This window comes from Streptomyces sp. NBC_01571, from assembly GCF_026339875.1.
Classification (GTDB): Bacteria; Actinomycetota; Actinomycetes; order Streptomycetales; family Streptomycetaceae; genus Streptomyces.
Window position 1 is genome coordinate 2,060,207 of the sequence record NZ_JAPEPZ010000001.1, and the last position, 20,801, is coordinate 2,081,007.

At 67.3% G+C, this 20,801-nt stretch carries 15 protein-coding genes and 1 pseudogene; 9 read left to right on the forward strand and 7 right to left on the reverse strand.

What is annotated here, in order from left to right:
• Window positions 1-21: 21 nt before the first annotated feature.
• Together OHB41_RS09210 and OHB41_RS09215 are read left to right on the forward strand one after the other, a co-directional pair.
• Entirely contained in the window at window positions 22-1,329 is a 1,308-nt protein-coding gene (locus OHB41_RS09210) for an NsdA family TPR-like regulatory protein (protein ID WP_266697387.1), read from the forward strand.
• A gap of 144 nt (window positions 1,330-1,473) precedes the next feature.
• Window positions 1,474-1,830 carry a hypothetical protein gene (locus OHB41_RS09215; RefSeq protein WP_266697388.1) on the forward strand — a complete coding sequence of 119 codons (357 nt, stop codon included), beginning with the start codon at window positions 1,474-1,476 and terminating at the stop codon, window positions 1,828-1,830.
• On the opposite strand, the gene OHB41_RS09220 is transcribed toward OHB41_RS09215, so the two are convergent.
• Window positions 1,820-2,640, reverse strand: a protein-coding gene (locus tag OHB41_RS09220) for an IS5 family transposase (protein ID WP_526024903.1) whose coding sequence is annotated in 2 segments (ribosomal slippage) — window positions 1,820-2,298 and window positions 2,298-2,640 — 822 coding nt in all. Because the reading frame shifts where the segments join, the coding sequence is not laid out codon by codon here. The genes OHB41_RS09215 and OHB41_RS09220 overlap by 11 nt on opposite strands.
• Window positions 2,641-2,897: 257 nt before the next feature.
• Here OHB41_RS09220 and OHB41_RS09225 point away from each other — a divergent pair.
• Window positions 2,898-4,334, forward strand: coding sequence for an IS1380 family transposase (locus OHB41_RS09225; protein WP_266705751.1), 1,437 nt, complete (start codon window positions 2,898-2,900; stop codon window positions 4,332-4,334).
• A gap of 151 nt (window positions 4,335-4,485) precedes the next feature.
• Here the strand turns inward: OHB41_RS09225 and OHB41_RS09230 are convergent.
• From OHB41_RS09230 to OHB41_RS09245, 4 genes and pseudogenes are all read right to left on the reverse strand, one after another.
• Window positions 4,486-4,915: pseudogene (locus OHB41_RS09230) on the reverse strand (DUF6420 family protein).
• A 253-nt stretch (window positions 4,916-5,168) separates the two neighbouring features.
• Window positions 5,169-5,777, reverse strand: a complete 609-nt coding sequence (locus OHB41_RS09235) for a hypothetical protein (protein WP_266697390.1) — start codon at window positions 5,775-5,777, stop codon at window positions 5,169-5,171.
• A gap of 246 nt (window positions 5,778-6,023) precedes the next feature.
• Window positions 6,024-6,710, reverse strand: a complete 687-nt coding sequence (locus tag OHB41_RS09240) for a hypothetical protein (protein ID WP_266697391.1) — start codon at window positions 6,708-6,710, stop codon at window positions 6,024-6,026.
• Window positions 6,701-7,150, reverse strand: a complete 450-nt coding sequence (locus tag OHB41_RS09245; protein WP_266697392.1) for a homing endonuclease associated repeat-containing protein — start codon at window positions 7,148-7,150, stop codon at window positions 6,701-6,703. The genes OHB41_RS09240 and OHB41_RS09245 overlap by 10 nt, the downstream gene beginning before the upstream one ends.
• Window positions 7,151-7,772: 622 nt before the next feature.
• Between OHB41_RS09245 and OHB41_RS09250 the strand changes: the two genes are divergently transcribed.
• The 5 genes from OHB41_RS09250 (at window position 7,773) to OHB41_RS09270 (ending at window position 13,604) form a co-directional block, all read left to right on the forward strand.
• Window positions 7,773-8,606, forward strand: a complete 834-nt coding sequence (locus OHB41_RS09250; RefSeq protein WP_266697393.1) for a hypothetical protein — start codon at window positions 7,773-7,775, stop codon at window positions 8,604-8,606.
• 293 nt (window positions 8,607-8,899) lie between these two features.
• A complete protein-coding gene (locus tag OHB41_RS09255; protein WP_006378868.1) occupies window positions 8,900-9,307 on the forward strand; it encodes a hypothetical protein in 408 nt (135 codons plus the stop codon).
• Between the two features lie 17 nt (window positions 9,308-9,324).
• Window positions 9,325-10,461, forward strand: a complete 1,137-nt coding sequence (locus OHB41_RS09260; RefSeq protein ID WP_266697394.1) for a hypothetical protein — start codon at window positions 9,325-9,327, stop codon at window positions 10,459-10,461.
• Window positions 10,458-11,012 carry a helix-turn-helix domain-containing protein gene (locus OHB41_RS09265; RefSeq protein ID WP_006379184.1) on the forward strand — a complete coding sequence of 185 codons (555 nt, stop codon included), beginning with the start codon at window positions 10,458-10,460 and terminating at the stop codon, window positions 11,010-11,012. The genes OHB41_RS09260 and OHB41_RS09265 overlap by 4 nt, the downstream gene beginning before the upstream one ends.
• A 216-nt stretch (window positions 11,013-11,228) precedes the next feature.
• Window positions 11,229-13,604 carry a DNA topoisomerase gene (locus tag OHB41_RS09270; protein WP_266697395.1) on the forward strand — a complete coding sequence of 792 codons (2,376 nt, stop codon included), beginning with the start codon at window positions 11,229-11,231 and terminating at the stop codon, window positions 13,602-13,604.
• A gap of 244 nt (window positions 13,605-13,848) precedes the next feature.
• On the opposite strand, the gene OHB41_RS09275 is transcribed toward OHB41_RS09270, so the two are convergent.
• The gene (locus OHB41_RS09275) at window positions 13,849-14,745 is read right to left on the reverse strand and encodes a hypothetical protein (protein WP_048818822.1); all 897 of its coding nucleotides are present in this window, start codon (window positions 14,743-14,745) and stop codon (window positions 13,849-13,851) included.
• A gap of 134 nt (window positions 14,746-14,879) precedes the next feature.
• Between OHB41_RS09275 and OHB41_RS09280 the strand changes: the two genes are divergently transcribed.
• Complete coding sequence (locus OHB41_RS09280) at window positions 14,880-19,307, forward strand: WD40 repeat domain-containing protein (protein WP_266697396.1); 4,428 nt, start codon at window positions 14,880-14,882, stop codon at window positions 19,305-19,307.
• Window positions 19,308-19,569: 262 nt separating this feature from the next.
• Here the strand turns inward: OHB41_RS09280 and OHB41_RS09285 are convergent, their stop codons facing one another.
• Window positions 19,570-20,574, reverse strand: a complete 1,005-nt coding sequence (locus tag OHB41_RS09285; RefSeq protein WP_266697397.1) for a hypothetical protein — start codon at window positions 20,572-20,574, stop codon at window positions 19,570-19,572.
• Between the last annotated feature and the right edge of the window lie 227 nt (window positions 20,575-20,801).

The window sequence follows — 20,801 nt, forward strand, 5'->3', positions numbered from 1 at the left end:
CCTCGGCCGTCACCGGCCCAGGTGCCGCCCCATCTGCTGCACGACCCGAAGTTCGTCCAGGCCGCCCGCGATCACGACTTCACGACGCTCTTCGCCATGGCCCACAGTCACGGGGTCAGCTACTACCGGATCGGCGAGGCTGCCGGCATCAAGGCCGACCGGGTGTCCCTGATCGCACGGGGCAAAGCGAGCTTGACTGCGCTTGACACAATCGTCCGGGTTGCGGACGCACTTCGGATTCCGGGTGCCCATCTCGGGCTCGCTGAGCGACCCTGGGAGGACAGCACCCCCAAGCCCCACCTGGAGTCCGACGATGACAGAGACGACCCCATGAACCGCCGTCAGCTGCTGCGCGGCGTGCTCGCTGCCGGTCTCACCGGGACGGCACTCACCACCTTGGCCGACACCCGCCAGTCGCTGGACCTCGCGCTCGCCGCCGACACCGAACCGGCCGACCTGTCCGACCTGGAGACGGCCGCCGAGACGTACGGGTACGGCTACCACGGACAGCCCCCCGCCCAGGTCCTCGCCGACCTCGTCACCGACTTCGGCGAGCTGCGCCCCCTCCTGAGTACCCCTCAGCCCATCGCCACCCGCGCCCGGGTGTGCCGGACCGCCGGGCAGATGGCCGGCATGACAGCGATCGTGCTGATGGACCTCGGCGCCCGCAGGCACGCACGGTCGTGGTTCGCCACCGCCGCCACGGCGGCCCGGGAATCCGGCGACAAGCAGCTGCTCGCCTGGATCTGGGCGCGCGAGGCGATGGTCCCCCTCAACTACGGCGCCCCACAGGCCGCCGCCCGGCTCGCCGAGCAGGCCCGACAGGTCGCAGGGGACCGACCGACCGCCGCGGCGACCCTTGCGGCCGCCGTCGCCGCCCGCTCCTACGCCCTCTCCCACCGGGACGAGCAGGCCCGCGAAGCGCTCACGGCAGCCGACGCGTTCATGGAACGGCTCCCCGCCGGCGCACGGACCGACACCTGGTTCACCCACGGCGAGCAGAAGCACCACGTGCACCTCAGTCACGCGCTGACCACGCTCGGCGACACCGCGCGGGCCCACGAGAGCCAGATCCGAGCACTGGAGCTGTCCGCCCCGACCAGCACCATGACCCGCTCCCTGCTCCAGATCGACGCAGCCGCCTGCCTCCGCCACGACGGCGACCCCGAGCAGGCATGCCAAAGGACGATCGCCGTGATGGACGACCTCCCTCACGCCTACCGCACCGGACTCGTCCACCGCCGTGCACTGGACCTGTACCGCTCGATCGCCGCACAGCACCACCGCGAGCCCGCCGTACGTCAGCTCCGGGACGTACTCGCGGCCTGATGGCGAGACGTTCGGGGGCCTTCTCCTTCCTCACGGGCCAACTCGCCCCAGAATTGCGCCCCTTAGGGGTCGTTTCCTTTGGCTGAGGCTCCGTGCTTTTGACCGGCGACGATGTGTGTCAGTGCTCTGTGAAAGCCTCCGGGCATGAGCTACGACTTGGCTGTGTGGGAAGGTGAGAGACCGGCGGATGACACGTCCGCTGCCCGGGTCTTCAGCGACCTGTACGACCGCTATATCGACAGTGAGATCGAGGAACCTCCGTCCGAACGCATAGCGGCATACGTCGCGGCGCTTCTTGAGCGGTGGTGCGACCTCACCGAGGACGAGGAGGACACTTCGCCCTGGTCGACGGGCCCGTTGATCGGCGAAGCCAGTGGTCCGTTGATCTACTTCCCGATGCGGTGGAGCATGGCTGAGGAGGCGTCGGCCTACGCGGCAGCCGTGGCGGAGTCCATGGGTCTGGTCTGTTTCGACGTGCAGCAGGACCGGCTCAGGCCTTGAGCAAGGTCGCCAACCGGCGATAGCCGATGAGGACTGCGGCTATGCCGACGAAGGCGAGGAAGTGTTCAGCCTTGCGCTCGTATCGACGGTGGAGCCGACGGCAACCGGCGAGCCAGGACACGGTCCGTTCGACCACCCACCGGTGACGGCCGAGACGTTGTGAGGACTCGATGCCCTTGCGGGCGATGCGATGGCGGATGCCGCGTTCGCGGAGCCATCGACGCAGGTGGTCGTAGTCGTAACCCTTGTCTGCGTGGAGCTTGTGGGGGCGTCGTCGACGAGGTCCGCGTCGGGACCGGATCGGCGGGATGCCCAGCACGAGCGGTTCAAGACCGAGGCTGTCGTGCATGTTCGCGCCGGAGATGCCCAGTGAGAGCGGCAGTCCGTTTCGGTCGGTGATCAGGTGGATTTTGGATCCGGGCTTGCCACGGTCAGTCGGATTCGGTCCCGTCAGAGGCCCCCTTTTGCAGCCCGCATGCTGACGGAGTCGATGGCGCAGCGCGACCAGTCCAGTTCCCCGCGGGCGCCGAGTTCGTCAAGGATGACGCGGTGGAGCCGAGCCCAGACCCGGGCTCGGCTCCACTGAGCGAAGCGTCGGTAGACGGTCTGCCAGCTCGGACCGAACACCGGCGGGAGCTGCCGCCAGGTACAGCCCGAGGTGGCCACGAAGATGATCGCGGCCAATGCTTCACGGTCACCCGCCCTGCGCCGGCCGCCTCCCTGCGGGCGTATGACCTCCGTCGGCGGTACCACCCGCCGAAACAGCATCCACAACTCGTCCGGCACCAGCCGCTCGACCAAATCCGTCATGCACGGCTCAACGAACGATCACGCCATAAGAAACGACGTCTTAAAAGGTGATTCATGGGTGCAGGACTACCGACCGGTCGCACATATGAGCCCGGGCGGAGCGGTGGATCGCTACGCTGGTCGCAGGTGCGGCGCTCCCCCCGTGGCGCCGCACCGACCCGCTCTAGCCTCGCCGTTTCACTTGGGTACGGCTGGCTTTGGGGCGGAAATGCGAAAGTGCCTTCCTGACCTGGGACGATGAACCTTGCTGAGGAGTTCTGTCGGTCCAGGCGGAGGGCACTTTCTACGTGCAGGCTATCGGGTTGCGTCCCAAGATCCAGGTCAGTGCAGATGGTTCGGGGGTGGTCGGGCATGCCGGGGCACGGTTACTGGCCGATCTCGCTGATGCCACCGGGCTGACCGCCGCGTACTCCACCGCGCTCAGGCCACTTCGGCCGCGCGGGACCGGGCATGATCCGGGCCGGATCGCCACCGACCTGGCGGTGATGCTCGCCGACGGCGGTGAGGCCATCGCGGACCTGGCCGTACTGCGGGACCAGGCAGGGGTGTTCGGTTCGGTCGCCTCGGCACCGACGGCCTGGCGACTGCTCGCCGACACCGACGAGAGGACACTGGCTTCTCTGCGCGCGGCGCGTGCCCAAGCTCGGGAAGTCGCCTGGATGCAGGCCGCCGAGCAAGGCGAGGGCATACCCGCAGTCCGGGCCGCGGGACGCATTCTGCCCGGGCTGGTCCTGGACCTCGACGCCACGCTGATCACCTGCCACTCCGAGAAGGAGCAGGCCGCACCCACCTATAAAGGCGGCTTCGGCTTCCACCCGCTGCTGTGCTTCCTGGCCAACACCGGCGAGGCACTGGCGGGCCGACTCCGTCCCGGAAACGCCGGTGCCAACACCGCGAGCGACCACATCACGGTGTTCGACCAGGCACTCGCGCAGATCCCCGACGCGCAACTTCACGGCACCGACATCCTCGTCCGCACCGACAGTGCCGGATCCGCGAAAGCATTCCTCGCCCACGTCCGCGACGTGCGGAAACGAGGAATCCGTACCTTCTTCTCGGTCGGATACGCCATCACCGAGCCGGTCCGCCGAGCCATTCGGGCCATGCCCGACCGCCTCTGGCATCCCGCCCTGGACCAGGACGGGACTCTGCGTGATGGCGCCGAGGTCGCCGAGCTGACCGGCATGGTCGATCTGGACGGCTACCCGGCCGGCACCCGCATCATCGTGCGCCGGGAGCGGCCGCACCCCGGAGCCCAGCTGTCCCTGTTCGACCAGGACGAGGGCCTGCGGCATCAGGTGTTCCTCACCGACACCCCGTACTCCGGTGGCGGTTCCGCCCAGTTCCTGGAGGTCCGCCACCGCGGACATGCCACTGTCGAGGACCACATCCGGTGCGGCAAGACCACCGGCTTCGGCCGCTTCCCCTCCCGCGACTTCGCCGTCAACGCCGTCTGGCTCGAACTCAGCCTCGCCGCGATCGACCTGCTCGCCTGGACCCGTGTCCTCCTCCTGGACGGGGAGCTGGCCACCGCCGAGCCGAAGAAACTCCGCTACCGGCTACTGCACGTCACGGCCCGCCTCACCCGCGGCGGCCGACGCCTCCACCTGCGAATATCGGCGACCTGGCCCTGGAGACACGAACTGGCCACGGCCTTCCACCGCCTCGCCGCACTGCCCCGACCCGCCAGCTGACCAGCAAACCCCCGTCCGCCCACGACCCGAAAGAACCCGGAGAACCCGACCACCGCGCCGGGACTCCGACCTGCCCAAGCACCGAAATCACATCGGCCACCCAACAGTTGGCGATCAGCGACGCCGCCTCAGCCCAACCGAAACGGCGAGGCTAGCCGTCGGCGGCCTGATCCCTCTCGCCCTCCCGGCGAACAGACCCGGCCAGTGCTTCGACCTCCTGCAAGAGCCGGTCCGTGGGAGTGAAATCCCCCAGCTCGACCGCGAGCGCGGCGCGCACGAACGCGGTGAGCGTGATGCCCTCGGTGATCACCTCAAAGAGGCGCAGCGCACTGTCCTTGTACTCGGGGCGGTGATGGCACCCGGCATACGCAGTGAGCGTTGGCGGCCCGGGCAAGCCGCTTGTAGGCGGCGTTCTTCTCGTCGGTGAACTGAGCGGGACAGCCCATGTGGTCCAGCGTGATCCGGATGTGAGCGCGCATTTCAGCCGGGCGAATATTGTGCCGCCCGCCGCCGGGCGTGACGTAGCGGCCGGGCGTCACCGGGGCGTACGGATGGATCAGCGCCAGATCCTGATCCACCACGTGCAGGGCGGGCAGTCCGCCGTACTCGATGGGTAGGGGCCTGCGATGCCGTTGTGCTCGATTGCCAGGAAATGCGAGTGGGCGACGGCGCGGCGATACGTCGCGGTGAATCCGGTGCGTCTTCGCTCTGTACGTACGCGGGACGGCTCGATGGTGGAGGTCCCTGAGCTGGCCCCGGCGGACGTGCGGACGATGCCGCTGCCAGCGGGCAACCGTTGTTAGTCGGTGCTGCAACGTCCATAGAAGCAGCGATTCAGTCCCCTGTGCGGGCGACGCTAACGATCAGCGCCATGTCGTCGGCGTCTCGCCATTCGCCGATCACTCGCCACCCAGCATCGCTCAGAAGCCGCTCAGCCTCGCGCCTGCCGTCCTCAGGGTCTCCGCCTTTGGCGGCGATCGTGGTGCGCTCGCTGAACGCAGCAGGCGTGTCATAGTCGGGCGACCATGCCCGCTCGTCCCCCGGGTGCTCGCCGGTCAGCTTGTCCTGCCATACCGAAACATCCATGTGTGGCTGAGAGAGGTGACCGGTGCCGTAGGTCATCCAGGCACTGAAGTGTGGGCGGCTCGACCATTCGGCCTCACGCTCGTTCTCCAGGTCCCAACGCTTGAACAGCTCGCCGAGCTGAGCGTAGATATGACGGGCCTGCGTCTCGCTCAGAGTGAGTGTGCCGCCCCGGAGACTGCCGTCTTCGGTGGGGGCAATCGGTGCGTAGTACTCAATGCCTGCGCGGTACCGGGTGATGTCGCCGATGATCAGCTCATGGCGACCATGCAGCGACTGCTCCACCGGCAGCAGATGGTTGAGGTCGGCCTTGTAGTAAGGCGGAAGCTTGCGGACTTCGATGATGTCGCGTTCGGACATAAGGTTCCTCTTTCCTTTTGAGGTACTTTTCAGGTCATGCCTTCTTGTGCCGTGCCTGAGAGCACTTAGGCCAACCCCGGTAATGTCGTGCCATTCGGCGATGGACCGGGTCATTCCGAATGCGGTGAAGACTTCCGAGGGCTTCCTGGTATATATGCTGGGCCCTTCGACTAAATCGGGGGATTGAGTTCCCAAGCCCGACTCGCGCCGGGCTAGGAGACCTTGATGCCCCTCCAGGGCTGCTGGTTAGCGCGGCGCTTCGAACCGCAGCGTTAGTGTGGACGCTCGACCGCCGGTGTACGCATGGTCAGCCTTGTACTCGGTGATGGCAGTACCCTCGATGGTGAAATCATCACCTTCCAGCGGCCATGTGTACCGGCTCGGTGCTGCCTTGGTCGGATTCATCCTCACTTCGGATACACCGACTTCAGCAACGCTCAGTTGCCCCCGGAACTCGTTGGCCTCGTGACTGGTCCAGTGCACGGTCCAGCCCGATTGGACAAGCCCGATCAGTTTTTGGAGCCTTTCCATGTTTCCGGGGAAGATGACGTTTGCACCGGAGACCCTGGCGGATGTCTCTTTGACTCCCGGCTCAGCAAACAGCGGGCGATAGGACACACGACGATCCGGAAATTCCACGCCAGGCGGAATCTGATCGGCGTTCGGTCCCGGTTCGGCATCCCCGAACGGAACCAGAATCGGGGGAGCTGAGACACGCTCCACCTCGTAATGGCCAGCGTGCTTGTGGCCATCTCTGTAGCTGACCCTGGCGAGCCCATACACGGTCTCACCCTTCAAATGGACTCGTACGCAGAGACCCGTGAGAGGCCGCTTTTCGGTTGACATAACAGTTCCCCTTTCCAGATCCTTGCGGTTCAGCGCCCCATAAGGGGATCGAACGGTGTCGCAGATGCCGATGGATGTCAGCCGCAAGCCAGCTCTGTGGCTCGTGACCAACTGCCCATGCGGAAGCGGATAGTGGTGGCCGGCGGAACATCAGACTTCGGCTTCGCCGGATCCGTGCGCCAGACCTCGTAGGCCGCCAGCGTCGTGGATCCTGTTTCCAGCAGACACCGACGGATCGCGGCGATCAGCTGCTCCTGGGTCCACTTCGTCGTCGCATCCCGCAGCTGTTCGGGCTGTGCGACCGCGTCGAGGCCCGCGAGCTCCAGCGCGCGGTTCCAGCTGCCGAAGCGGCGCTCGTAGAGCGGAGCCGACGGGTCGGCATCTCTGCGGCGCTGCTCGAACGTGCGACGTCCGAGGGTGCTCTCCCCCTGTGCCAGGCGGATGAGCACGCATAAGAGCTGCCGGTCGGTGTAGACGACCGGACCTGGCTTCATGGGCGCGGGGACGTGCGCAGCATGCATTGTCATGGCCGGTGCTCTCCTTCTGGAAGCGGGCGCGCGTCAGAGCGTGTGCACCTGCAGGAGCTGCTGGTCGCGGGTGATGGACGCGAACACCGCGTTGAAGGTCCGAGGGAACTGGCCGCAGCAGGTCGAGTCGTCCATCTCGACGGCGAGGTACGGCCGTTCCTTGAGCCAGGCTGCGGCCTGCTGGTCGACGTAGACCGGGTTCTCGCCCTCGAAGACGATCGGTACCAGGTCTTCTGGTCGTCACTCACGTGCAGCGTGAGCGTCAGCAGGTCGACGTCAGTGGTGGTCCGAGCAGAAGCAAGAGCAGTCATGGGGAGCAGTCCTTCGTGGGGGGAGATGAGAAGCCCACGAACAGCCGCCCGGCAGGGGGCCACCCGCAGCTGACACGCGCACGACGTGTCACAGAGCCCTCCGGATCAACTCCGTTGATCGCCAAGCGCCAAACAGACCCGCAGGCACTCTGCGCGCCCGAGCCCCGCTCTGCCCATCCTCTGCATCCTCTGTCTCATGGCATTCCGACTCACCACAGGGTGCCATTCAATAGGTATTCGAATAGGATGCCCTCAGAGACCAGTCGATGCAATCGGACCGGTCGGCAACAGGAGATGCGAGGTGAGAAGCGATGAAGACCTGGAGGACGAGGAAGGCTGCACCCGCGGCCGCAGCACTCGCTGTGGCGGCGGGCGTTCTGCTCGCCGGATACTCCAGTGGCGACGGCACCACAACGCAGGCGCCGTCTGCGCCGAGTCCGACCACGAGCACCGCCAAGGTCACCGACAAGGCCCTCGACGAGGCGCTGAACAAGCTCGCCTTCCAGGGCACCGGGAGTTCCAGAAAGGACGGCGGGGCTTGCCTAGCCAGCGCAGCGCGGAAGGCGGGAATGCCGGAGGAGTCGCTGGACTACGTCGTCAAGGTCGACAGCGACGACATGGGTGCAGTCATCGACGGACTGAACAAGGTGAGCGAGGACGACGCTGCGCTCCTGGCGTCGCGGTCGCTGCGCGAGGACTTCGACGCGTGCATCGACAAGGCTGTACTTCCGAACGGCAGCAGCCTCAAGACTCAGAGCTACGTGCCGCCAAAGGGAGCCGCGAAGCCTGTAGCCGGTCAGCCGAACCTGGAGCCGGCTTACCCGGTCCGCGCGGATCAGCCGGTCAACTCGTCCGTCGAGCTCAGCAAGGGCCTGGTCTCCATGTTCTCCTCCTACGCCCGGGACGAGGGTCAGAAGAAGACCTACGCGGCGGCCGGCCAGTGCCTGTCGACCTTGGTGTACAACGCGGGCTTCAGCCAGGAGGCGCTGCACTTCTTCGCCGGCGGAGCGCCCCTCGGCACCGGGTCGATCGTCGAACACCTGCCGAACGACAAGGACAAGGCGATCTGGCAGTCGCCGAGGTTCACCCAGGGACTCGTCGACTGCACGACGAATGCGACGCCGACTCCCATGCCCGGCCCCTGAGCGGGAGTCCATCAGGCAGACGAAGGGCCCGGTGCGATGTGTCGCACTGGCCCTTTTCTCTTTTCGCCGTCACACGAAGGTGGGTGCGGTCCGCAGCAGGTGGCTCCGTCCGAGAGGAAAGGAATCGAGCAGGGCCACCTGCTGCGGCGATGCGCCGCCAGGGGGGACTGACTGGGCGCGGCTGCGACTCTACTGGCATTCGAGCCGAAACTCAAAGATCGCAGATAACTTATAGCTTGGCATTGATAAGATACCTTGATAGATCAGTCGAACAAGTCAAGGAGAAGCCGCGCATGACCGTCGCACAGGAGTTGGAGAAGACGACGCAGCCCGTGCGCGGCACGAAGAAGAAGCCGCCGGGCGCGACGCAGAGCAGCAGTAGTGGCCGCCAGGGCATGTTCGTCCGGCTGGATCCGGACGACAAGCAGCGCGCGGAGTACTGGGCTGACAAGCGCGGGTTCTCCTCGGTGAACGAGTACGTGGCCGAGGCGGTGGTCGAGAAGATCCGGCGCGAGAACCTCGACTATGACCTGCCGACCCTGGAGATCGCGCGACTCAACGAGCTTGTCGACCAGGTCGCGGCGCTGGCGAAGAACTCGGCGAACCTCGAACGCGTCGTCACCACAGGCTTCGACTCCCTAATCGGGCTCACCCGCGGCGACAACTACCTCCTGGATGACGAGGACGGTGAGCTCGGATGAGCCGGGACTTCGCAGAGATGCTGGAAGCGGCCACACCCACCGCCGAGGTGATGGAGGTGGACACGTCCTTCCTGGACGCCTACCGACGCGGCGGGAGCGAGGAGCTCAAGCGCGTCCAGGCCCAGGCGGCACAGTCTGAGCCTGGGGTGGCAACGCCTGAGCCGGAGGCGCAGCTTGATGAGGCCGGCGACGCCGACTCTCAACCCGAGGTTGAAGGTCTGCAGGCTGATCTCGATGAGGACGTCGAAGAGGATCGCCTGGACCTGGAGCCGGACTACGAGCCCGGCGCCGGCGACTCCGAGCGGGCCAGCGGATCCAACCTGCGTGGTGGTGGTGACGGTGGTGGACAGGGAGGAACTGCCGGGGTGCTCCCGGGCGGTGCGGCCGATGCTGTTCCGGCTCCCGGGGCACAGCCGGACGTCGAGGACGCTGCCGCGGCGGAAGTCACTTCTCACGACGTTGTCGCCACACCGGATGAATCCGGGCATGTAACGCCCAGCTCGCTCCAGCTCACCGACCATCAGGACGCCGTGCAGAGTGCGGCATCGAAGGGTGGATCGGGCAGCACAGCCGAGACCGCCACGCTCCCCCAGTCGGGCTTCCGGCTCGCCGGCGTGCAGAGCCAGCCGCACATCAAGGCGCTGCCCGAGAGCATCATGAACGCACTGCGGGAGCAGCTGCGAGCAGCCGCAGTCCGTGAGCTGGGCGTGAGCGACAGCGCTGCTCGGGAGTTCAGCCAGCGGCTGAGCCAGGGCACGCTGGTGACGGCGTTTCTGCTGGCGCAGCTCGACTTGCGCCTTGATGCCGACCCGGCCACCGAGCGCGCCGTCGAGCTGTTCCGCTCCCGCGACCCGCTGCTGGGCAGCGTGGTGGCACGCCTGGCGAACATCGAGACCGCTGAACGCGAGCGGGACGGGTTACTGCGCAAGCTGCGCGACGAGTTGGGCGAGGTGCGCCAGACCAGCGCGGTGGTCGAGCAGGCGCTGGCGTACTCCATCGCCGACCGTACGGAGAACTTCCTGCGGGGCTCGCACAACCTCCACGACGCGCCGATCACGCACAAGGAGGCGATCTACCTCCGGGACAAGGCCCGCGAGGCGACCAGGAAGCAGCTGAGGCTCGAACGCGAGCGGGAAGGACGGCCGATTCGATGACCACGACGAGCAAGGAGAAGCTCTTCCCCGCCCGGCAGCGCTGCAAGACGTGCGGCAAGGGTCTGGGCCTCCACGCCCAGGACCCGGTGTACCTCGGCCTGTACTGCACTCCGCGGTGTGCGGGTATGGCCGCGCCGGCCTCGCGCCCCGAGGACGCTCCGCGCGGATGCCGGACGCAGCGCGAAGGGACGTGGGCCTTCAAGCGCCGCTACCGGAGTGAGCAGGAGATCCCCGCGAAGCTCCGGGAAGATGCGTCAACGAGCTGGTATTGGTGCGAAGAGAGTTGTGGCGCGATCCATGTCGGCCACACGCGCATGGGCGAGCGGGAGAAGTTCCGGATGTTCGAGGACCTGACCGCGGACCTGCCGGATCTACTGATCAAGCTCAGGGGTGAGGCCACACGCAAGCAGGTCGCCGAGGTGGCCGGCGTGCGGCCCGTCCGACTGAAAGAGCTGGAGGAAGGCCTGAAGCACCCTGAGGGACTCGAGACGCTCGGCAAGGTGCTGCGGGTGTACCGCGTCCGGCTCGGAGTGGCGATGCCGACTCGGTAGGAGCGCTCGACAGACGACGGCCCCGAGAAGCACAGCTTCTCGGGGTCTTCTCTTTTTTCACAAGCGGTGATTGCTCGAGCAGCGTGCCGGAGCTGCCTTTCGCTGCATGACGCTCGCGCCATTCAAAGCCTTTTAATGCCCCTTTTGACTCCCATTCGGTATGCCCTTTCAAGTAGGCTCGTACTCGTTTCTGAGTCATGACGAGAAGGAGTCGACATGGTCGCGATCGTGGTCGCAGAGAAGCCGAGCGCAGCGAGGAACATGGCCAGCGCCCTCGGCGGGACGAAGGGCAGCTACAAGGGCACGGCCTACGAGGTGGCGAGCCTCAGGGGTCATCTCTACGAGTTCGCCCAACCGCACGCGATGGTGGACTCCTCGCTCGCGGACGCCTATCAGAAGTGGGACCTGAGCAATCTGCCCTGGGATCCGGATGACCTGACGTGGAAGCGCGAGCCGCAGAAGAACGTCGCGGACGTCATCAAGACTCTGCGTTCTGCGCTCAGCCGCGGCGACGAAATCGTCATCGCCACGGATCTGGATCCGTCCGGTGAGGGTGATCTGCTCTTCTGGGAGGCGATCGACGAACTCGGCTTCCACGGCAAGCGGTTCAGCCGCATGGAGTTCACCGACGAGTCGAAGGCCTCGATCCAGAAGGCGTTCGAACAGCGCCGGCCGGTGAAGTCCATGCAGAACGAGGGCGACTACCGCAAGGCGATGTACCGCTCCCAGTGGGACTTCCTGTCCATGCAGTTCACGCGTATCGCCACGGCGATGGGCCGCCAGTCCGGCCAGGACCTCGTGCTGCGCCAGGGCCGGCTGAAGTCGGCGATGGTCTCTCTCGTCGGCGACCAGCAGAAGGCTTATGACGCGTACGTCAAGAAGCCGTTCTTCCAGAACCGCTTCCGCGACGAGAACGACGTCATGTACACGAACCCTGATGAACCGCGGTTCGACCAGAAGGGCCAGGTGCCGCAGCAGTACGGCCCCTCCCCTGTCGTCCTGGACAGCAAGGCGGGCAAGAAGACCGCGCCGCCGAAGCTGCTCGACCTCGCTTCCTTGTCCTCGATGCTCGTCGGCAAGGGTGCGAAGGCGAACCTGACGCTCTCGACCTACCAGAAGATGTACGAGGACCAGGTCGTCTCCTACCCGCGCACGGAGGACAAGACGATCACGCCCGAGCAGTTCAAGGACCTCGCGCCGCTGATCGACAAGATCGCCGCCGTGGTCGGCGTCGACGCTGGGCTTCTGACGCATCGCCAGCCCCGGTCCACACACGTGAAGCCCGAGGGCGCGCACGGCGCGAATCGTCCGGGGCCGAAGGTGCCCTTCTCGCTGGACGAGGTCGAGCACAAGTACGGCAAGGCCGGACGGCTCATCTACGAGATGCTCGCGAAGAACTACCTGGCCATGCTCGCCGAGGACTACCTCTACGAGCAGCAGAAGGGCCACGTGGAGAAGTACCCGGACTTCGTCGGCATCGCCAATGTGCCCAAGAGCCCCGGCTGGCGGGCCGTGTTCGATCCGGACGCCGGCGACGACACGGCCGAAGGCGACGAGAACGAGTCCGGCAAGGGCCTGGGCCAGACCGCGGAGCCGTTCATCTTCGAGGGCGCGAACAAGCGCCCCGAGCATCCGACGATGAAATGGCTGATGAAGCAGCTGGAGAAGCGCGACGTGGGCACGGGCGCGACCCGCACCTCGACGTATTCCGAGGTCACCAACGGCAAGGCGAAGTACCCGCTGCTGACGGAGAAGGGCCGGAAACTCAGGCTGGCGCAGGCCGGCGAGATGAGCTGGCGGCTCCTGCCGGGCACGCGCATCGGCGACCTCGGGCTCACCGAGAAGGTCTACGCCGACATGCGCGACATCGCCGCCGGGACGGCGACGGCCGAGGAGCGCCTGGCCGTCGTCGCCGACTGGGTGCGCGAGGACATCGCCACGATGACGAAGAACGCCACCTCTATGCGCGCCGAGCTGGGCCTGAAGAAGCAGGTGGTCGCCGCCCGCGCCGAGGGTGTGTGGCAGGCCGCTCCGGGTGGGCCGAAGAAGGTCGCCTTGAAGAAGATCTGGTCGGGCCACGAGTTCAGTGACGACGAGGTGGCGAAGCTGCTGGCGGGCGAGACGATCTCGTTCGAGGCCACGAACAAGGCGGGCAAGCCCTACACGGCCACCGGAGCGCTCGGCGTCGGCGACTTCAAGGGCCGCAAGTTCGTCGGGTTCCAGCTGGAGGTGCCGGACAAGCCGACGAAGTGGTCCGGCCGGACGTTCACGCCGGCGGAGGTCACGGCACTCTTGGCGGGCCAGGCGCTGGAGATCGACGACTTCGTCAGCGCGAGGACCGGTAAGACCTTCGGCTGCAAGGTCAGCTGGGACGCGAAGGCCAAGAAGATCGTCCCCGACTTCGGCTCCGGCGACGAGCCGCCGCGGTCCTGGTGTCAGGTGACCTTCACCGACGCGCAGCGCAAGGACCTGGCAGCCGGCAAGACCATCCAGGGCACGGGGTTCGTCTCGTCGAAGGGCAAGACCTTTGACGCGAAGGTCGCCTGGAAGGAAGAGGGCGGCAAGAAGAAGATCGTGCCGTTGTTCGGCTGATGCCCGGACAGGCGCTGACGAGCAGCAGCGGGTCCCGGACCTCGGGACCCGCTGCTGCCTTTTCACGACAGCGACAACAGAAGGATGTGATGAGGACGATGAACGACATCGTGCAGCTGGGAGATCAGGTGGGCCTGATCGGCGATGTCCAGGGCGACACCAGGTCCCTGTACGACGTTTGGTTGCGATCGCATCTGTCGCTCTTTTCCCGAGTGCCCGCAGAGCCGTCGTAAAGGCTGTGAGATCAGCCCTTGGGGAGCATGGGGCCACGCGTCATGTGGCTGTGCACGGCGGCTGCCACCGGCTGCTGTTCCAGGTAGCGCCCTGCCGCATGCGGGTCGTCTTGATTGTCCACGGCCACGTCGGTCACGCCTGGTGCGATTGCGGAGAGTCCCACACCGGCGGTGACGGGATCGTTGGGGTCGAAGACGTTCAACCAGCGCACGTTTGAAGGTAGTTGAAGCTCGTCAGATGCGCGTACCCCGAGTTTGCGCCGCAATGGAAGCCATGCCAGGGGCGATCCGCAGGTGATGAGCATGCTCACGCCGCCATCAACGTCCGAGGGAATCCGGCCCCGTTGGAACATGTCGTACACGATGACGCTGCCCAGGGAGTGAGCGATGATCAGGCTGGCGCCGCTCTGTTCCACCGCCTCGCGCACGCGGTCGCGGACGGTGTCCGCCATGCCTTCGTACTTGGATTTGGCGCTGAAGTAGCCGTACACCTCACTGACCCTGCTGAGCAGCGCCTTCCCCACTCCAGGGCCGCATCTGCGGTCGATACGCGCGAGCGCCGCCGTGATGCGGGGCGAGACAGGCGGAGGTGCGCCCAAAGTGCCGGCCGCCGGCCGCTCTCCCAGCACGGGTGGCGTGTGGGCCTCCAAGGCCTGCGCCAGCAGTTCCAGCTGTTCCTCGTCGGTTTCGGCCAACCACTCGGACGGGTCGTCGTCGCCGAGCTGGAAGCGCCCTTTGGGGAAGACGTCGCCGTAGTACGGGGTGATGACCGACGGTGTGGGGGACGTGGGGCCGCAGTGCAGGGATATGCCTTCCGCCAGAGCCAGGTTCCAGTCCTCGGCCAGCTTGAGGGAGTTGGTGTCGCGCTGGCGGATTCCGTGGACTCCCACCACATGCAGATCGCTCACTGGACCGGCCCCCTCTCTCCTCCGCCTCCCCTGGCGGCACGCCGATGATGCTACCGGTGGCCCGCCGCGCCACGCCGTACGAGCGCGAAGGCGATCGTTCCCGGCGGTAGAGTGCCGCTTTCGAGCCGTAGGACATGGGCAAGCTGGGGGGCTTGATGAGCGGGGTGGCGCGTGCGTCCCGTCGGCTGATCGTCATCGCGGTGGACGACTACGCGGACGGCAACGCCGAGTTCACCAAGGGAATCAACGAGCAAGTGGGCGTCGTCACGGGCTGGTTGGCCGACTCCGCGCTGGGACCGGAGCGGCAGTTCTCGCTCCGGAGACCGGACGTGACGCTGCACTCGGTGCAGCAGGTACACCGGTTCCTGAACGTCCAGGACATCGCCGGTGCCAGGCGCAGGGAAGCGATCGTCATCTACATCACCGGTCACGGTCAGCGGGGACCGTCCTCGGGCCGGCACTACCTGCGCTTCGCCCGCACCGACGACGGCCGGCTTCCGGGCACCGCGCTGACCACCAGCGAGGTCATCAGCGCCGCGCTGGGCAGCTCGGCCGAGCATGTGCTGGTCCTTGTGGACTCCTGCTTCGCTGGGGCACTCGCCAACGATGTCCAGCCCGTACTGCGCGATCTGACGTCCCGTCGCAAGCTGGCCTCGCTCGCCGTGGTCACGTCGGGCGACTTCGACGAACAGCCTCTTGTCGGGTCGTTCACCGAACTCCTCAGGCGCACCCTGGAGAAGATCGGAGCCGAGGAGACCGGGTTCGCGAAGCCATATCTGTCGCTTCGTGAGTGGCGGGAGGCCCTGGAGTCCGTACAGCGCGAGGACCACGGGCTGGTCGAAGCCAGGTGGGTGTGGCCGGAGCAGCAGCTCTCCGACGAGGCGAGCCTGTGCCTGCCGAACCCACGTTTCGAGGCTCCGCAGGATCTGGGGACCGCGGTGCGTGAACTGCCCGACGCCGCCGGGCTGTTCGACGGCTACTGGCGTGATCGCGCCTCGGGCCGGATCCACTCGGAGGACATGGGCTGGTACTTCAGCGGGCGCCATCACGAAATGCGCACGCTGACTGAGTTCGTCACCCGCGGCAGTGGTGTGCTCGTGGTGACGGGAGCGGCGGGCTCGGGGAAGTCCGCCCTGCTGGCCCGCCTGGTGACGCTCACTGATCCGGTTTTCCTCGACCAGCCCGACCTGTCCCGAGTGGCGGCGGCGGTCCCCGCGGACGAACGTCCTGCTGCCGGTTCGGTGGACGCCGCCGTCCTGGCGCGGAACAAGACCTCGCTGGGCCTGATCGAGGATCTCCTGCGGGTGCTGGAGGCAGAGGCCGCCCCCGACGGGACAGCGCCCCTCCAGGCTCTGCTGGAGTGCCTCACCGCGCGTGCCCGCGAGAACCGGATGCCGACCCTCGTCATCGACGCGCTGGACGAGGCCCAGGACAGCCTCGCCTGCCTCAACGACGTCGTCCTGCCGATCGCACGGTTGCGGGTGGAGCGTCATAAGCCGTTGGTGCGGATGGTGGTGGGGGTGCGCAGCTCTCCTCACGACTCGCCCGACGTCGCGGAGCACCTCGTGGACGCGGACGCCGACGAGCTGCTGCATCGGCTGTGCTGGGCATTGGAGGGCGATCGTCTGCCGGTCCCGGTCACCGTGCAGCGCACGGACGGTCCCGGCGTCGCCGACGACATCGCCGCCTACGTCGAGGCCCTGCTCGCCGGAGACGAGGCCGGGCCCTACGCCGACAGGCGCGAGCAGGCCGGGATCGCCGCGCGTGCCGTGGCGCGTGCGGTGGCGCCGTCATTCCTGGACGGGCGGTTGGCCGCGGACCAGTTGCGGACCGCCCAGCAGGTTCAGGAGGTGACCGCGCGGACTTGGCAGGAGCGTCTGAGCCGGGGCACGGTGGCGTTGCTCCACGAGGACCTCCGCGAAGTGGCCCGTCAGCAGGGTCTGCCGGTGACCGTGCTGGTCAGAGTCCTGCGTGCCACGGCGTTCGGGGCCGGTTCCGGACTGCCCTGGGCGGAGGTCTGGCCCGGTGTCGCCCACGCGCTCGTAGCCCCTGGTGACAGCGGGGCGTCGGTGGAGGAACTTGCCGCCGCCATCCGCACCGTGCAGACGACTCGACTGACCGGCTATCTCGCCAGGAGCGAGGAGGATGGGCGCCTCACGTACCGGCCGGTGCACCAGCAGGTCGCCAAGGTTCTCCTGGAACAGCCCTCCTCTCTCGCCGGTACCTCACCCGTCGCACCCGGCGGTGATGAGGTGCCCCCGCCGCTCGCGGAGGAGCACGCCCGCATCACCCGTGAGCTGGCGCTTCTCCTCCCCGCGGAGCGCGCCACCGCGCACCCCTACGTCCGGCGGCATCTCGTGGCACACGCCACCGCCGGACACGTCCTGGACGACGAACACGTTCCCCTGCGACTGCTGTCCCAGGAGACCTCGCACACCCTGCGCGAACGACTGGGCCTACCGCTGCCCGAGGACCCGGAGGAGACCCACCGGACCCACGTCGCCGCGGCGGCACTGATCGAGCCCTATCTCACGGACGCCGTCGACCCGGCCTCCCGGCACAGCAGCATCGCTCTGCACGCACTGGCACTCCGGCACCGCGAGGAACCGCAGGAGCCGGGCGCCACGGTCTTGAGCCCGCGCATGGTGTGGTGGCGGTCCGCCACCAACGTCCTGGCCACCCCGGGACAGTATGTGCGCGCTCTCCTCACGATCGACGTGTCAACGGGACGCACCCTCGTCGTTGCCGGAACCAAGCAAGGGGCCCACGTCTGGGACGCGGCCGACGGCCGGCACCTGGCGGATCTCCCTGCCGGTCTCGTCGACGACCTGTGCGTCGTACGCGGGAACAGCAGAGCCTTCCTCGCCACCGCCGGACCTCGGGGTGTCGCGATCTGGGACCCGCTGTCCGGACTGCGGATCCACCACTCCAGTACGCCCGCCAGTGCGGTTCACGTCGTCACTGACGGTGAAGACCGGTGGCAGCTTCTCTCACGCTACGGCCACGGCCTCACCCGCTGGAAACCGGACCAGAACCGTTCCGAGACAGTGCCGTTCCCCACGGACGAAGCAGGTGGCCAGCGCCGTCCCGCGCACACCGTAATCCGCGACCGGAGAGGGCGACCGCTGCTCGTGTCGGCGGTCTCGGACGGACTGGTCCTGCAAAGTCTCGACGACGACGCGATCCACTCACGCGCGCGCATCGCTTGCCGTGACGTGCGCAGACTCCTGTGCCTGCGGCGCCCGGGGCGTACGGACATGGTGCTGGTGGCAAGTACCGGCCGCGTCCTGAGTTGGGATCCCGACACGGGGCAGGTGCTGCCGGTGGGCAAGGGGCCTGCCGCGTTTCCCGCACAGTTCGATCTCCCGGACGGCCGCGTGGTCATCGCTCTGGAGAGACGTCGACACCGGAGCGTGGAGGTGTGGGAACTCGGCGAGGGCGGCTGGGACTTGGTCGCCGACGTCACCGTGGGAGAGATCACCGGGCTGACGACGCTGCCGGCGGCGGACCGATGGCTCGTGGCCACGGCCGGCGAGGAAGGTCTGCGCCTGTGGCAGCCAAAACCGGCCACCCCCCGTACGCCGCCCGGAATGTCGGTGGGACCGGTCACCGCGCTGACGGCGCTTCGGATGCCTGCGGCGGACGGCCGGGGCCACCACCGATGGATCGTCGGCAACCCCGCCGGCGCCGTAGCCATGGATCTGGACGGCGGCAACAGCACCGATCTGGCCGTCGGCATGGTCGACGCGCTCCATCCGGTTTCTCCGGGGCGCGTGGCCGTCCGGGCCGGCACCGGCACACGGATCTGGCAGCCTCCGACAGCGGGAGACCAGCAGGGTCCGCGGCCCGCCCCGGGAGGAAGCCACCTCGCGGTCTTCCAGCGACGCGAAAGCTCTTCGGACTCGTGTGTCGTCAACTGGCCACCAGGCTCGACCCACTTGGCCCGCGCAAGCTACAGCGGCATTTTTCTGGAGGATGTCGAGGGCGGACCAAGCGAGCACATCACCAGTGTGGCCTTCCCAAGGTCCCGCGCGGTCGTGGCCCTGCCTGCGAGCGACGGAGTCACTCCGTGGCTTGCGATCGGCACGGACCGTGGTGTCAGCATCTGGGATCTGGAAGGCGGGAGAGAAGTCGTACATCTGCGGGTACGGGGGAGGCGACGCTCGGACACCTTGGCGCTGGCGGTCCTTCGATCGGCCGGCTCCGTTCTCCTGGCCGCGGCCGACCGCGAGGGCATTCACACGTGGGACACGGCCGACTGGGAACCGCGGGCGCGGATCACGACCCCCTGGACCAAGTCGCTGGCTTCCGTCACGCTCTCCCCCACCCGCGATGTACTCGCCAGCGGGAGTGGTCACGCCCTTCACCTGTGGGACCCGGTTTCCGGCGAGCTGTTGCACAGTCTGATCACCGCCGCGCCCGTCGACTCCATCGCCTCGGTGTACGAGGACGGCCAGGTCTCCCTCGCGATCGGCGGACCCGCGGGCCTGGCCGCTTTCCGCGTGAACCTGCCGTCTCCTGAGCCGTGGGCTCGGCGCGAAACAGGGGGAAGCGGAGGGTAGGTGCTCAGGCCCGGCCGGTGGCGCCGGTGTCCGGGTGATGAGTAAGAGGTGTGTGGGTTTCCAGGCTGCTGCGGGCCGGTACAGGGTGCGGTCCGAGGCCGTCGCCCGACTGCAGGGCCACCGGACCATCGGGCACAAGAGCAGCCATCTGTTCTTGGTGACCTCACATCAGGAGGCGGCGGCATCGCCTGGCAAGGAGGGTCCGTCGGCGTAGTGACTCGTGGGTGGGTAGGCCGAGTCGGGCCCACTGCGAGGCGATCCCTCAGATGCGCGCGACGGAATTGACAGACGGTACCGACCTGGCGAAGGACTCCGAGCCGGTGACAGTCGGCCAGGAACATCCGCGGCTGCCAGTGCAGCCTCCCGCCGCCATGAGACAGCGCGTGACGGTGTAGCGAGGCCATGAGTAGGGGATGACGGCGAGTACCACGCCGAAGGCGCAGACGCTCCGGGGGTGGTCGCCGAAGCTCCCCAGGAACGTTGTCGCCGCGCTGGACTCTTGATGCTCGACGACATCCAGGGCTGTGCGGGACCGGAGGAACAGGAGGGAGCCGATGACGCAGCTGATCACCTTGACGAGCCGATCGCCGCAAACAAGCTTGGCCTGGGTGCTCAGGTCGTCCCTGGAGTCCGCGGCGTTCACCCATCGCAGTGTCGACTGGCCCAGCGCCAGCACGGTGCCGATGAAGATGCCGTAGAGCCAGATCCTCGGTGGCGTGTGCCCGTCCACCATGAACGAGAACGTGGACGGGCCGCAGCCGCCTAGGACCGCGGCGACAGCCACCGTAGTCGCCGTACGGCGCAGCCTGCAGCCCAGGTTGGCCAGGGTGAGGGTTTCACGGCTCGGTGTTCGGGGCGAGGCAGGCAGTCCCGTGCGGAGGAGCACCATGAGCGACGTGAATCCGAGCCAGACGAGCGCGGAGAAGAAGACGTCCCACCTGAGCAGGTCGGGAAAGAGCGCCCACACGGACACCGCGCCTCCCACCAGCCCGCCGCAGGTACGGGCGACCGCCGCCGCAAGGACGGCGTGCTCCCTACACCACGTCCTGGCGCCGAGCCAGGCCGCGGCAAGGTGCATGACGATCAGAGCCACCACCCAGGGAAAGTCGAACCACAGGAACGCATTGGCGTAGGCCCGCAGGGGGACGCCGGAGGTGACCGCCCACGGTGCGACGCCGAGGACGTAGAGCAGGCACGCGACGGTTCCCCACAGCAGGGACCCTCCCACGGACGGGCGAGCGGCTGACACCAGCGGCAGAGCTGCCACCAGGCGAGATCATGCGTGCCCAGGCTGCGCAGGTCGCAGGCGAGGTGTGTGAGGCACCGGTGGGCGTCGTCCGGATCCAGCGGCCCGCGGACGGATCATGCCAGCCGCTCAGACGACACCCGATAACCCGGACTCGCCAGTCCGAGCCATCGAACGTCGCCATTCAAGCCCCTTTCATTCTCGATTCAAATGACCTATCTAAGATAGGATGCCATCTACACACCTCA

Bases quoted from the DNA above. Each gene is read 5' to 3' on its own strand.
- OHB41_RS09215 (WP_266697388.1), top strand. From the start codon at position 1,474: ATGAGCTACGACTTGGCTGTGTGGGAAGGTGAGAGACCGGCGGATGAC.
- OHB41_RS09235 (WP_266697390.1), bottom strand. From the start codon at position 5,777: ATGTCCGAACGCGACATCATCGAAGTCCGCAAGCTTCCGCCTTACTAC.
- OHB41_RS09245 (WP_266697392.1), bottom strand. From the start codon at position 7,150: ATGACAATGCATGCTGCGCACGTCCCCGCGCCCATGAAGCCAGGTCCG.
- OHB41_RS09250 (WP_266697393.1), top strand. From the start codon at position 7,773: ATGAAGACCTGGAGGACGAGGAAGGCTGCACCCGCGGCCGCAGCACTC.
- OHB41_RS09255 (WP_006378868.1), top strand. From the start codon at position 8,900: ATGACCGTCGCACAGGAGTTGGAGAAGACGACGCAGCCCGTGCGCGGC.
- OHB41_RS09260 (WP_266697394.1), top strand. From the start codon at position 9,325: ATGCTGGAAGCGGCCACACCCACCGCCGAGGTGATGGAGGTGGACACG.
- OHB41_RS09265 (WP_006379184.1), top strand. From the start codon at position 10,458: ATGACCACGACGAGCAAGGAGAAGCTCTTCCCCGCCCGGCAGCGCTGC.
- OHB41_RS09270 (WP_266697395.1), top strand. From the start codon at position 11,229: ATGGTCGCGATCGTGGTCGCAGAGAAGCCGAGCGCAGCGAGGAACATG.
- OHB41_RS09280 (WP_266697396.1), top strand. From the start codon at position 14,880: ATGGGCAAGCTGGGGGGCTTGATGAGCGGGGTGGCGCGTGCGTCCCGT.